This is a genomic window from Clostridium transplantifaecale (assembly GCF_900626075.1).
GTDB lineage: Bacteria > Bacillota > Clostridia > Lachnospirales > Lachnospiraceae > Otoolea > Otoolea transplantifaecalis.
Window position 1 is genome coordinate 1 of the sequence record NZ_UYZY01000001.1, and the last position, 12,795, is coordinate 12,795.

Genomic DNA, 12,795 nt, shown 5'->3' on the forward strand with positions numbered 1-12,795 from the left:
ATTAAACCTTGACAATCCACCCAAAAACCACTATGATATCATAATATATAGGAAAATGCTGTGAAGAAGAGGAGTACATGCATAACCCCAACAGAGAGGACAGCCCACTGGTTGAGAGGCTGTTCAGGGAAAGTGTGGATGGAAGGTAGCTTCGGAGCGGGATTCCCCAAAGCGGAACGCAAGTAGGGAGTCACGGCCGGTCACCGTTAAAAGACTCAACGAGATTGCCGGAGTTCTATGGGATACGGCAGAAGCCAGGTGGTACCGCGGAAGATATTTCGCCCTTTGCATAATGATTGTGCAGAGGGCTTTTTTGATTGACAGTAAAAAGTTCGTGAAACGTGCTTTTTGTTGTCATTCACACTCACGCGAGGCGCTTCAAAAAGGAGGTGGAGGTTTGAAAAAACAGGGAGGACCGCAGAACTGCGAATCCTGCGGTAATTATATTTACGATGAGGATTATGGTTATTACGTCTGTGAGGCGGATCTGGATGAAGATGAAATGGCTTCATTTCTCGGAAATCACCGTTTTGAATGTCCTTACTACCAGACAGACGATGAATACCGCATTGTGAGGAAACAGATGTAACACCAGGCGAGGAGGCATCAGATGGCAGAAAAACGCCGGATGGCTGAAAACAGCAATACAGCAGGAAGAAAAACAGTGACAGCAGGCAGGATGGCCGTTGCTGCTGTAGTTTTCATGGTAATAACAGCCATGCTGCTGGCGGCATGCCGCAAAACCGGCGCCGCTACAGAGATGGCTGCTGCGCAGACGCCGGGAACGCTGGAAAACGGAGTATATCTGAGCGGAGACGGCAGGTTTACCGTTAAGGCCGATGAAGCAAAATGGCAGTCTACGGGAAGCGGAGAGTTATGGGAACTCAGTCTCCTGGAAGACAGAAGCGTCCATATTTCATTTTCTCCTGCAGAGGGCCTTAATAAGGAGATGATCGCTGACTTTGAGACATCTTTTGCAGACGGTTATGTGGAGGCCTTAAAAGAAGAATATCCCGATATTAAAAAGACGGATATCCGTGAAGTCAGCGAAGAGCTGGCGGGACTCGGCATGACAATGACAGGGCCGGGAGGCGGAGACAGAATGTATCAGCTTCTTTATCTGGCCTCGGACGGAGAAAACGGATATCTCATCACTGCGGCTTTTCCTGCAGAACAGGAGACGGTTCTGAAACAGGAAGTGATGCAGGTGATAGAATCGATTTCATTTATAGATAAAGAGCAGACGTAATCGCCGATATAAAACAAAATAATGATTTAAGAAAAAGAACAGAAAAGAGAAAAGGAGACACATATGAAAGAACTCGAAAAAACCTATAATCCGGCGGACATTGAAGAACGCCTCTACCAGAAATGGCTGGACAGCAAATACTTCCATGCAAAAGTAAATAAGGACAAAAAGCCGTTTACCATCGTAATGCCGCCGCCAAACATCACGGGACAGCTCCATATGGGACACGCCCTGGACAACACGATGCAGGATATCCTGATCCGTTACAAGAGAATGCAGGGATATGAGGCATTATGGCAGCCGGGAACCGACCATGCCGCGATCGCCACAGAGGTTAAGGTGATCGATAAGCTGAAAAGCGAGGGTATTGACAAGCATGATCTGGGCCGTGATAAATTCCTGGAGAAAGCCTGGGAGTGGAAAGAAGAGTATGGCAGCCGCATCGTAAACCAGCTCCATAAATTAGGTTCCTCCGCCGACTGGGACAGAGAGCGTTTCACCATGGATGAGGGCTGCTCCGACGCGGTTTTAGAGGTATTCACAAAACTTTATGAGAAAGGCTATATTTATAAAGGTTCCCGAATCATCAACTGGTGCCCAATCTGCCAGACTTCGATTTCCGATGCCGAGGTAGAGCATGAGGAGCAGGACGGCTTCTTCTGGCATATCAATTATCCGATCGTAGGCGAAGAGGGCCGTTTTGTGGAAATTGCCACCACACGTCCCGAGACGATGTTAGGTGACACGGCGGTGGCTGTAAACCCGGAAGACGACAGATATAAAGACCTGATCGGCAAGATGCTGACACTGCCTCTGACCGGCCGTGAAATTCCGGTTGTTGCGGACGAATATGTTGACAGGGAGTTTGGTACGGGCTGTGTAAAGATTACGCCTGCCCATGACCCGAACGACTTTGAAGTAGGAAAACGCCACAACCTGGAGGAAATCTGCATCATGAACGACGATGCTACGATCAGCGCTCCGGGTAAATATAAGGGAATGGATCGTTACGCAGCCAGAAAGGCAATCGTAGCCGATCTTAAGGAGCAGGGACTCCTTGTAAAAGTAGTGCCGCATTCCCATAATGTCGGAACCCATGACCGCTGCGGCACGACCGTAGAACCGATGGTAAAACCACAGTGGTTCGTAAAGATGGATGAAATGGCAAAACCGGCGATTGAGGCATTGCAGTCCGGACGTCTTAAATTCGTTCCGGAGAGCTTTGGAAAGACCTATCTCCACTGGCTGGAGGGAATCCGCGACTGGTGCATTTCCAGACAGCTTTGGTGGGGACACAGAATCCCTGCATATTACTGTGAGGAATGCGGTGAGATGGTAGTGGCGAAAGAAGCGCCTCACGCCTGCCCGAAATGCGGCAGCGCCCATCTGCGTCAGGATGAGGATACGCTGGACACCTGGTTTTCCTCCGCGCTCTGGCCGTTTTCAACTCTGGGCTGGCCGGAGAAAACACCGGAATATGAGTATTTCTATCCGACGGATGTGCTGGTAACGGGATACGATATCATTTTCTTCTGGGTTATCCGTATGGTATTTTCAGGAATTGAGCAGACGGGAAAAGAGCCGTTCCACACCGTACTGATTCACGGCCTGGTAAGAGACTCCCAGGGACGCAAGATGAGCAAATCCCTTGGAAACGGCATCGATCCGCTGGAGGTAATCGAGAAGTACGGCGCCGATGCCCTGCGTATGACCCTGATGACGGGTAATGCACCAGGCAACGATATGCGTTTCTACTGGGAAAAAGTGGAGGCAAGCCGTAACTTTGCAAATAAGATATGGAATGCAACGCGTTTCATCATGATGAATATTGAAAAAGCTCCGGCAGCCGATGTGAGCTTAAGCGACCTTACAATGGCTGACCGCTGGATACTGTCGAAGGTAAACACCCTTTCTAAGGATGTCACCGAAAACATGGATAAATACGAGCTTGGTATCGCGCTCCAGAAGGTATACGACTTTGTCTGGGAGGAATTCTGCGACTGGTATATTGAGATGGTAAAACCGAGGCTTTGGAATGACAATGATACGACGAAAGCGGCGGCGCTGTGGACGCTCAAGACCGTATTAATCAACTCCCTGAAGCTGCTTCACCCATACATGCCGTTTATCACGGAAGAGATTTTCTGCAACCTCCAGGATGAGGAACCGTCCATCATGATTTCCGCCTGGCCGGTTTATAAAGAAGAATGGAATTTCGCCGGTGAGGAGAAGGCCGTGGAGGTAATCAAGGAAGCGGTACGCGCAATCAGAAACGTACGTACTTCGATGAACGTTCCGCCGAGCAAAAAGGCAAAGGTATACGTTGTGTCCGACAGCGATGAAATTCTGGGCATTTTCGAACACAGCAGGGTATTCTTTGCAACACTCGGCTATGCGGGCGAGGTAGTCCTCCAGAAGGATAAGACAGGCATTGCGGATGACGCGGTATCGGCTGTAACGGCCCAGGCAACGATTTATATGCCGTTTGCAGAACTTGTGGATCTGGATAAGGAAATCGAAAGACTGGAAAAAGAGGAAGAGAAGCTTGGAAAAGAGCTGGCACGCGTTACCGGGATGCTGAATAACGAAAAGTTTGTCAGCAAGGCGCCAGAGGCGAAGATTGCGGAAGAGCGTGAGAAGCTTGAAAAGTACACCCAGATGATGGCTCAGGTGAAAGAAAGACTGGATCATTTCAGAAAGTAAGAATCAGAAAAGGCTCCGGAGCGGAGGATGCGGAAAAATTTCCATCTGACGGTCCGGAGCCTTTTTTCTGCGGACCGGCGGTGAAAGCTAAGAGCATGTTTTAACTTATTTTTCCGGCAGGAAAGATGTTAAGACACGCTCTGGCCGGACGTACTTTTTTTCGGTGAGGATTCCTGCGCCTCTTTGTTCTCCGGCGTCTCCTTGCGCTCCGGCGGCGAACAGAGTACCTGGTGCGCATCGATGGTAGCCAGGGTGTCCCCCAATTGGGAGAAAAGGGCGGCATACAGGGCGATTTCCTCCGAAGTTTTACCCTTGGCGATATTGCAGGCCAGGGCGGTTACAGTCATGGCGAATTCACAAGATTGCATAAATGACACCTCAATTCAGGATATGAACGGAGGAGAAAAAATAGAATGAGCCGGGCTGTTTTTGTGATATACTATCGATAGCAATACTACAGAAGGTGATATTTTCCGCATACAAAGGAGAAATGAAAATGTATATAGCAGATCTTCACATCCATTCCCGTTATTCAAGGGCCACCAGCCATGACTGCACGCCGGAAGCGCTTGAGCTGTGGGCGAGAAAAAAAGGAATACAGCTTCTGGGAACCGGAGATTTTACGCACCCGTCCTGGCGCGAGGAATTGAAAGAAAAACTGGTTCCGGCGGAAGAGGGGCTGTACACTTTAAAAGAGGAATACAGAATTCATGATAACAGTACGGATGACTCGCAGGCAGTAAGATTTGTTGTGACGGGGGAGATAAGCTCGATTTATAAACAGGGAGAGCGGGTGAGAAAGGTGCACAGCCTTCTGCTGCTGCCAAACCTGGAGACGGCAGAGCTTTTGTCCGCGAGGCTTGAACAAATCGGAAACATCCATTCCGACGGACGCCCGATCCTTGGGCTGCCCTGCCGCGATCTCCTGGAAATCATGCTGGAAGTGTGCCCGGATGCGGTCTATGTGCCGGCCCATATCTGGACGCCTCATTTTTCGCTGTTCGGGGCGTTTTCCGGCTTTGATACAATCGAAGAGTGTTTCGGAGATCTGACGCCCCATATCCATGCGCTGGAGACGGGGCTGTCCTCCGATCCGCCGATGAACTGGAGGTTATCGGCTCTCGATTCCTATCAGCTTATATCTAACTCGGACGCCCACTCGCCTGCCAAGCTGGGGCGGGAGGCCAATTTACTTGATACGCAGCTGTCATACCCGGCGCTCAAAAAGGCGCTTGATACAGGAGACGGCCTTCGGGGAACGATTGAATTCTTTCCAGAGGAAGGGAAATACCATCTGGACGGGCATCGGAAATGCCATCTGTGCTTAAGCCCGGCAGAGACCATTAAGTATGGGGGGAAGTGCCCAGTGTGCGGGAAAAAACTGACCATCGGCGTTTCGCACAGAGTGGAGGAGCTGGCCGACCGGGCGGAGGGCTATGTGCGGCCGGACGGAAAAGTTTTTGAAAGCCTGGTACCCCTGCCTGAGGTAATAGCGGCATCCACAGGAAAAACAGCAGCCAGTGTCAAAGTGCAGAGACAGTATCAGGATATTCTGTCCAAACTGGGAAATGAATTTTCTATTTTAAGGGAAGTACCGCAGGAAGACATCAAATTGGCGGCCGGAACCATGATTGCCGAGGGAATCAGCCGTTTGCGCCGCGGAAGTGTCTTGCGGAACCCGGGATTTGATGGAGAATACGGAACGATCCGGCTGTTCGAACCGTGGGAACTGGAGAATGTGGACGGGCAGATCAGCTTATTCCTGCCGTCCCGGGAAAGCTTGGCTGCAGCACCTAAGGGCGCAGGAGCAGATTCGGATACAGATAATGCTGTAAAAGAGACGGCAGCGTCGGTTGAATTGGAGTGTCCGCAGGAGGCAGGGAGTTCTGATAATGTGGAAAACAGGGACAACGGCCCGGCCGGCTCTTCCATACCCAATAAAAATTCCTTCCTGGCTCATCTGAATGAAAAGCAGAGAGAAGCCGCCGCCATACCGGCCCGCGCTATTGCGGTTACGGCCGGTCCGGGAACCGGAAAGACGGGAACCCTGACGTCCAGAATCGGTTATCTTCTGGAGGAACGCGGTGTAAAACCGTCCGAGATTACGGCTGTTACATTTACCAATAAGGCGGCGACGGAGCTCAGGGAGCGTCTGGAAAAACAGGTTGGAGGAAAAAGAATTACCCGCCTGCTGAGTGTGGGGACATTTCATGGCCTCTGCCTGGAACTCCTGAAAAAACATGGCTTTGACCGTATTCCGGCTCCGGAAGAGATGCTTTTAGAGACGGCTGCGGATATTGTAAGAGAATATAATTTAAATTTCTCGCCATCCGGCTTTTTAAGACAGCTGTCCCTGAAAAAGTCGCGAATGGAACTGTTCGATCCCGCCGGAAGAAGAACGCCGGCCTCCACGGCGGAAGGAGTTAGGAGTACCGCGGCTACAGAGGAAAACAGCAGTGAAGTGACCTTTCATGAAGCTGCACAGGAGTATCAGAAGCGGTTGATAGCAGAGGGGGCGTGCGATTTTGACGATCTGCTCCTTGAGACGTTAAAACTTCTTAAAACAGAGCAAAAGAATGAAATCAGAAAACAGCGTTTTAATTACCTCCTGGTGGATGAGTTCCAGGATGTTAATCCGGTTCAGTTTGAGCTCATCAGAGTATGGAACCGGGGCGGCAGGGAGCTTTTTGTAATCGGTGATCCGGATCAGTCCATCTATGGATTCAGGGGAACAGATGCCGCCTGCTTCGGGTATTTGAAAAAAGAGCATCCCTCTTTAATTCATATTGTCCTGAATGTAAATTACCGTTCAGTCCCTGCCATACTGGAAGGGGCGCAGGCCGTTATTTCGGAAAATCCCGGGCCGGAAAGAAGACTGGAGCCCGTATGCGGGGAGGGAGCGAAGATACGCCTTGTCACAGCGGAAAGTGCGATGTCTGAGGCTATTTTCATTGCAAAGGAGATCAACCGTCTCGTCGGCGGAATTGATATGCTGGATGCCCAGGAAAAGAGAATAACGGGACGCCTCACCGGTTTTTCCGATATCGCGGTCCTTTATCGGACCCACCGCCAGGCGGCGCTTCTGGAAAAATGTCTGCGAAAGGAAGGAATCCCTTACCGGGTGGCGGGAAGAGACGCATTTTTAGCGGATCCTGAGGTCAGGGGCAGTATCAGTTTTTTCAGGAGTCTTCTAAATCCGGAAGACCGGTTCTCGGCCAGACTCAGCCGCCGTCTTTTGTGGAACGATCTGGGAGATGGAGAGCGGGAAGAAAGGTTTGCCAGAGAAGCGGAACACTACCTTCCGCTTTTGAAAAAAGGAAAACCGTCGGATATCCTGGAACACTGGATCACTGCAGCAAAGGCCGATGACCGGGGGAAGAGACGGAGCGCCGATAAGAAGGGAATACAGAAATCAGGCGGGGAGGCAGAAGGCAATCCGAATGGAGATACGTCCGGCAGCCAGAATATGGAAAAATTATGGCAGCTGTCATTCATGTACCATAATATGAGGGAGTTTATGGAGGCGCTGGCTTTTGGCACGGAGGGTGAATTGATCCGACCGGGAAAAAAACAGTACCGGTCCGACGCAGTTACACTGATGTCTCTTCATGCCTCAAAAGGCCTGGAATTTCCGGCTGTGATTCTGTGCGGAGTCAGAAAGGGACTGATTCCGCTGGAACGGCAGCCGGCAGGAAAAGCGGACGAGACAGATGAAGAGGAGGAACGCCGTCTCTTTTATGTGGGAATGACCAGGGCGAAAGAGCAGTTGATTCTGGTAACGGGAAAGGAGCAGTCGGAGTTCCTGAATGCCCTGCCGGAGACCTGTCTTAAACGGGAAGAGGCAGGAAAAACGAAACGGGCGGAATCCGGTTTCGGACAGCAGCTCAGTCTGTTTGACTGGATGAAGGAGAAATAATAACCTGGGAAAGGTAGGCGCCGTACCCCTCGGATTCCATCTTGTCTTTGGGAATAAAACGGAGAGAGGCGCTGTTGATACAGTAGCGGAGTCCGCCTTTTTCCAGGGGACCGTCCGGAAAAACATGGCCCAGATGGGAATCGCCCTCCCGGCTGCGTATCTCAACGCGTTTCATACCATGGCTGGTGTCCGTAAGTTCCGTAACCGCCGAAGAATCGACCGGTTTTGTAAAGCTTGGCCAGCCGCAGCCGGAATCAAACTGATCGGAAGAGACAAAAAGCGGTTCACCGGTGACAATATCCACGTAGAGGCCAGGTTCATGATTGTCATAGTATTGTCCGGTGAACGGTCTTTCGGTGGCGGAATTTTGGGTCACTTCGTATTGCTCCACGGTCAGCTTTTCTTTCAGGGCCGCTTCCGAAAGACGGACTCTTACTTTGCCGTCGGAGCCTACGGTCAAATCGTCAAGTGTATTGAAATGGATGTGGCAATATCCGTTTGGATTTACCTTCAGGTAGTCCTGATGATAACTTTCAGCAGGATAAAAATGATTCAGGGGAGCAAGTTCTACGGCCATAGGGGCAGGCAGGCCCTTTTGTACGGTGTCCATGACGGTCCGCAGGGTTACGGTATCCTTCTCGTCGGTATAGAAAATACCTGTCCTGTACTGGCTTCCAATGTCGTTTCCCTGCCGGTTCAGACTGAGCGGATCGATAATCTTGAAATACTGTTCTGTCAGAATGCGGAGTGTGACAATGTCGGGATTATACCGGACAAGGACCGTTTCCGCAAACCCCGTCATGCCGGAGCAGACATCCTCATAGGAGGGATTAGCGCCATATCCGTTGGCATAACCGGAAACACAGTCTTGGACGCCGGGAATGCGGGAAAAATATTCTTCGACGCCCCAAAAACAGCCGCCTGCAAAGTAGATTTCCCTGAAATTTTTGTTTTGTTCTGGATTCATGAGAAGAACCTCACTTTCTTTTCGATATCGATTCTATTTTAATGATAGAATACCCATTTTATTTGTTACTATTTTATTAATATACAATGAGAGACAGACGGACCTTTTCTCTGACCGGTGAATCAATCTGAGAAAAAGTCCGCCCCTGTTTTAGAATCCGTGGAAATCATTCGGAAAAGAATTATTTAATTTATTCAGTTTCAGTTTCAGTTTCACTTTCCGGTGCCAGTATCTTTATCGCTTCGGCTTCAGTAAACCCTGAAGCCGTCAAAAACTCTAAACGTTTACCAACTACGATAATAGCATAGTTCTGGGAATTTTCTATGCAGGCTTTTGCATCGGATAAATCATCCATATTCTGTTTATCAATATATTTCTTTACCGATGAAGCGATCAGCTGCATATTTGTAATATAATTCTGGGCGGAATCCTTATAGTCCTTTATGTTGTCGCATTTTACAGAGTTGATGTTGCTCCAGTAAATCCTAAAGTTATTCTCGGCAGTTTTTGCAGTGTCATACAGGTCTACCAAGGAAACTCCCTCGGTTCCCATAACAGTGGTGAGAGTGGCATAATCGGCTTCGGCGGCTGTGATGATATCAAACAGTTCCTTGTCTGCCTCCAGAGCGGCGTCCCGGTTGTCGGCAACGGTGCTTTCCTCAGATGCAGCAGATCCGGTCTTAACGGCGTCGGTATCTTCCGTTCTGGAAGTTTTAGATTCCTGAGCTTCTGTGCCGGCCGGTTCAGAGGCGGTTCCGGAAGCATTTGGGCCATTCACAACGCCTATGATAAAAGCTATGGCAAAGAATATGGTCAGGGCGATTCTCACGGGCTTGCTGAACTTCTTATATTTCCACATTAGAAACAGCCCCACAGGGAAACAGCAGCAGAACATCATCAGGACAACAAACCAGCTCTGTGCATAAAAAGGTTCTTTTAAAGGCGGGGCGGCCTGCGGCCCGCTCATATCTACTCCGTTTAAAATAGGCGCTCTGTTCTCCTGTTTGGCAGTTTTGTTCTCCTGACCGCCCGTTTTGTTCTCTTGCCCAGCAGTTCTGTCCTCCGGCTCGGCCACTTTTTCCTTTTGTTCGGCAGATTGGACGGCTCCGGCCGGTTCTCCGCAATTTGGACAAAATTTTCCCTGGAATTCCTCTCCACATTTTCTACAGTACATACTTTTTCCCCCTATAACATAAATTTTTTACCACAGTTTAAACAGGTGACACGGACTTTTTTTGCTCCGATGTTGCCTGCAACTAATCCAAGCGGGCCGACTAAAGCTGCGCCGACAACCGCTTTCCCGATTCCAAATCCCTTTTTGTTGCCGGACAGGGACGTGGAACCACATTTCGGACATTTTGCCATTGAGGCATACTGCTGCTGTTGCAGCTCAAGCTGTTCCTGCTGGGCTTTCAGAGACATTGCCTGCATTTTGAGCTGGGCGCTCCGGGCCTGCAGTTCGTTTTGCTGGCTTTGCTTTTGCAGGGCGTATTCCGAAAGCGGAGACCGGCAGTTCGTACAGAAATTTGATCCCTTTTGATTTTCGCTTCCGCAGACCGGACATAAAATTATATTATCCTGTACTAGCTCTGTGACTTCCTGCTGAAGCCGTTTTCCGCATTCAGAACAGAAAACGCTGTCATCCGGCATCATGTTGTTACAATATGGACAAATCATACTTATCCCCCTTTATGTATTTTATTAAAAAGCCAAAGGCTGTTCTAATCATAGTCGATTCGTTTGATTTGAGGCTTAAAAAATACGATACCCGGTTATATAGGCCATGCGGACCGTTGGATACTTTCACGCTTACTTCACCGGTAGTCTCATATAAAATTCTACCGCAATTCGACAGAAAAGTCCAACAATATATTGCATATTCCAACAAAAAACATATAATAAATGGAAGAAATTGCTAAAACCACATCAATAGGGTGATAAACCACATTTTAAATCAGATAATTAAAAATGAAACAAAAACAGAAAATAGTAGAAACGGTTGGAGGCGGCAGATGAAAATCAGTGTCCACAAAATTTCAGGTACCCCCTTGTAAAAAATAGTCAATGAAGTACAATTAAATTGACCAAGTCAGTCAAATGACATATCGTCCTATCCTTTATAGAAAGGAAGCCTGAAATGAATGAACAGTTCTATGATCTTTCCGAAAAGCAATCTCATCCACAGGACTGGAAGAGAGCCGCTGCCAGGTGGAGCTGGTTCCCAAAGAGCCTGACGCTATAGCCCTGATGGAACGGTTCGGAGCCGGGCAGCAGGCAGATTTGACGTTTCAGATAATAAAAGCAGAGAATGTTCTGACCGTCCCCGTATCGCGGTGGTGCCGGACGGAACGGATGTGGTTATCTCGGATCCGTACGATTCCGGGATCAGGGACGGCAGCAGAGTAAAAACGGAGTTTTAAAGAAAAGGGCAGGGCCGGTAATGGCCTCGCCCTTTTGAAGTATCTGGACTGCTGCTTTATTTCCCGGCCGTCTGTTCCCGCTTCCGGCCTTGTCTGTTACATAAGATTCTCTCTTGCATACTTCATAAGTTCTTCCCTGAAATCGGGATGCGCTATCGCAGTCATTGCCTCGGCCCGCTCCCGCAGGGATAAGCCGGACAGCTTTGCTACGCCATATTCCGTCGCCACGTACTGAATCATGCTCCTGGGCGCCGATACCACGCTGCCGCCGGGGACGAAGGGGACAATATTGGATTTGAGGGTCCCGTCCTTCTTTTTATGTGTGGAGGCAAGGCAGATGAATCCTTTGCCGCCTTCGGAGCGGAAAGCGCCCTCCAGAAAGTCGAGCTGCCCGCCTGTGCCGGAGAGCTGGCGGCTGCCTGCCGATTCCGCATTTTCCTGGCCCATCAGGTCGAGTTCCACGCCGCCGTTGATGCTGATTACATTCTTCATCCGGCTGATGCGCTCAGGGGAATGGACGTAGTCCACGTCGCCCGGGTGGAAGAGCTCCGGTTCCTCATCAAGCCAGTTATACAGCTCCTGTGAACCCATCGCAAGATTCCAGGTAGAGTAACCCGCATCAAATTCCTTCCTTTTATTAGTCAGCTTGCCGGCTTTGTACAGCGCCAGGAAGGCATCGCTGATGGTTCCCGTATGGCAGCCCAGATCCTTCAGATCCGATTCGGCAAGCATCCTGGCAACCGTAAACGGCACGCCGCCTACGCCGAGCGAGAGAACGGCTCCGTCCGGAATTTCCTTCACGACATTCCTGGCAATTTCAATGTCGGTGGGAGACGGTTCCCGGTAGGTTCGCAGAGGAAGAGGCTCATGTTCTCCCTCAACAATAAAATCCGCTTCGGACAGATGGACACGGTGGGAGCCGTCCACGCCCTGAAGTCTCGGAAGGTGTTCGTTAATCTCAAACACGACGGTCCGGGCCTTCTCAAAAATGGTCCTCCAGGCATAGTTTGAAATGCCAAGTCCGCAGTAACCGTTGTCATCGGGCGCTGAAACAGGCACAAAAGCCACGTCGACGCGGATGTGATTGCGGTAAAGCTCGGGCAGTGAACGCAGGATCATCGGGATAAAACGGCATAAACCGCGGCTCTGCAGCTTTCTCTCATAATCGCCGATATGCCAGCTGTAATATGTAAATGCACTCTGTTCCGGATCGCATTCCACGACCTCAATGCGGGGGCGGATCACCAGGCCGCCGCGGATCTTTACATCCTTTAATTCTTCTTTCCGTCCGGCCAGCGCTTTGTCCAAAAGCTCCGGAAATCCGGCGCCAAAACCGTAATCCACCCAATCACCGGAGCGGACCGCTTTCGCCACGGCAGCTTCCGGAGTTACAAATTTGTTCCTGTAATCATTTAACATAGTCTGGTTTCCTTCCCTTATCTCTCTTGCGCATAACGTTATCCAATAAAAACGCCAGTCCGCAAAAAGCTTTGCGGCTGGCGCTGCGGGTTCAAGATTGCCGCCCGTTTATTATAACTTA

General features: G+C 49.9%; 10 protein-coding genes and 1 other annotated feature. Of the genes, 5 read left to right on the forward strand and 5 right to left on the reverse strand.

Going from position 1 to position 12,795, the window contains the following annotated elements:
* Positions 1–51: 51 nt before the first annotated feature.
* Positions 52–289: a binding site (T-box leader), on the forward strand.
* A 108-nt stretch (positions 290–397) separates the two neighbouring features.
* The 3 genes from EJL91_RS00005 (at position 398) to EJL91_RS00015 (ending at position 3,952) form a co-directional block, all read left to right on the forward strand.
* Complete coding sequence (locus tag EJL91_RS00005; RefSeq protein WP_125139928.1) at positions 398–589, forward strand: DUF6472 family protein; 192 nt, start codon at positions 398–400, stop codon at positions 587–589.
* A gap of 21 nt (positions 590–610) precedes the next feature.
* Positions 611–1,249: a hypothetical protein gene (locus EJL91_RS00010; RefSeq protein ID WP_243125187.1), complete on the forward strand. Its 639-nt coding sequence runs from the start codon at positions 611–613 to the stop codon at positions 1,247–1,249.
* Positions 1,250–1,312: 63 nt separating this feature from the next.
* Positions 1,313–3,952 carry a valine--tRNA ligase gene (locus tag EJL91_RS00015; protein WP_125139929.1) on the forward strand — a complete coding sequence of 880 codons (2,640 nt, stop codon included), beginning with the start codon at positions 1,313–1,315 and terminating at the stop codon, positions 3,950–3,952.
* Positions 3,953–4,080: 128 nt separating this feature from the next.
* On the opposite strand, the gene EJL91_RS00020 is transcribed toward EJL91_RS00015, so the two are convergent.
* The gene (locus tag EJL91_RS00020) at positions 4,081–4,320 is read right to left on the reverse strand and encodes a DUF6774 domain-containing protein (RefSeq protein WP_125139930.1); all 240 of its coding nucleotides are present in this window, start codon (positions 4,318–4,320) and stop codon (positions 4,081–4,083) included.
* Between the two features lie 128 nt (positions 4,321–4,448).
* On the opposite strand from EJL91_RS00020, the gene EJL91_RS00025 reads away from it, so the two are divergent.
* Complete coding sequence (locus EJL91_RS00025) at positions 4,449–7,868, forward strand: UvrD-helicase domain-containing protein (protein ID WP_125139931.1); 3,420 nt, start codon at positions 4,449–4,451, stop codon at positions 7,866–7,868.
* Here the strand turns inward: EJL91_RS00025 and msrB are convergent.
* The 3 genes from msrB to EJL91_RS00040 form a co-directional block, all read right to left on the reverse strand.
* Positions 7,837–8,835 carry a peptide-methionine (R)-S-oxide reductase MsrB gene (gene msrB, locus EJL91_RS00030; RefSeq protein ID WP_125139932.1) on the reverse strand — a complete coding sequence of 333 codons (999 nt, stop codon included), beginning with the start codon at positions 8,833–8,835 and terminating at the stop codon, positions 7,837–7,839. The two genes, EJL91_RS00025 and msrB, sit on opposite strands and share 32 nt — an antisense overlap.
* A 190-nt stretch (positions 8,836–9,025) precedes the next feature.
* Complete coding sequence (locus tag EJL91_RS00035) at positions 9,026–10,009, reverse strand: hypothetical protein (protein ID WP_125139933.1); 984 nt, start codon at positions 10,007–10,009, stop codon at positions 9,026–9,028.
* Between the two features lie 11 nt (positions 10,010–10,020).
* A complete protein-coding gene (locus EJL91_RS00040; protein WP_125139934.1) occupies positions 10,021–10,512 on the reverse strand; it encodes a zinc ribbon domain-containing protein in 492 nt (163 codons plus the stop codon).
* 531 nt (positions 10,513–11,043) lie between these two features.
* On the opposite strand from EJL91_RS00040, the gene EJL91_RS00045 reads away from it, so the two are divergent.
* Complete coding sequence (locus EJL91_RS00045) at positions 11,044–11,241, forward strand: hypothetical protein (RefSeq protein WP_125139935.1); 198 nt, start codon at positions 11,044–11,046, stop codon at positions 11,239–11,241.
* Between the two features lie 110 nt (positions 11,242–11,351).
* Here the strand turns inward: EJL91_RS00045 and EJL91_RS00050 are convergent, their stop codons facing one another.
* Positions 11,352–12,674: an acetyl-CoA hydrolase/transferase family protein gene (locus tag EJL91_RS00050; RefSeq protein ID WP_125139936.1), complete on the reverse strand. Its 1,323-nt coding sequence runs from the start codon at positions 12,672–12,674 to the stop codon at positions 11,352–11,354.
* Between the last annotated feature and the right edge of the window lie 121 nt (positions 12,675–12,795).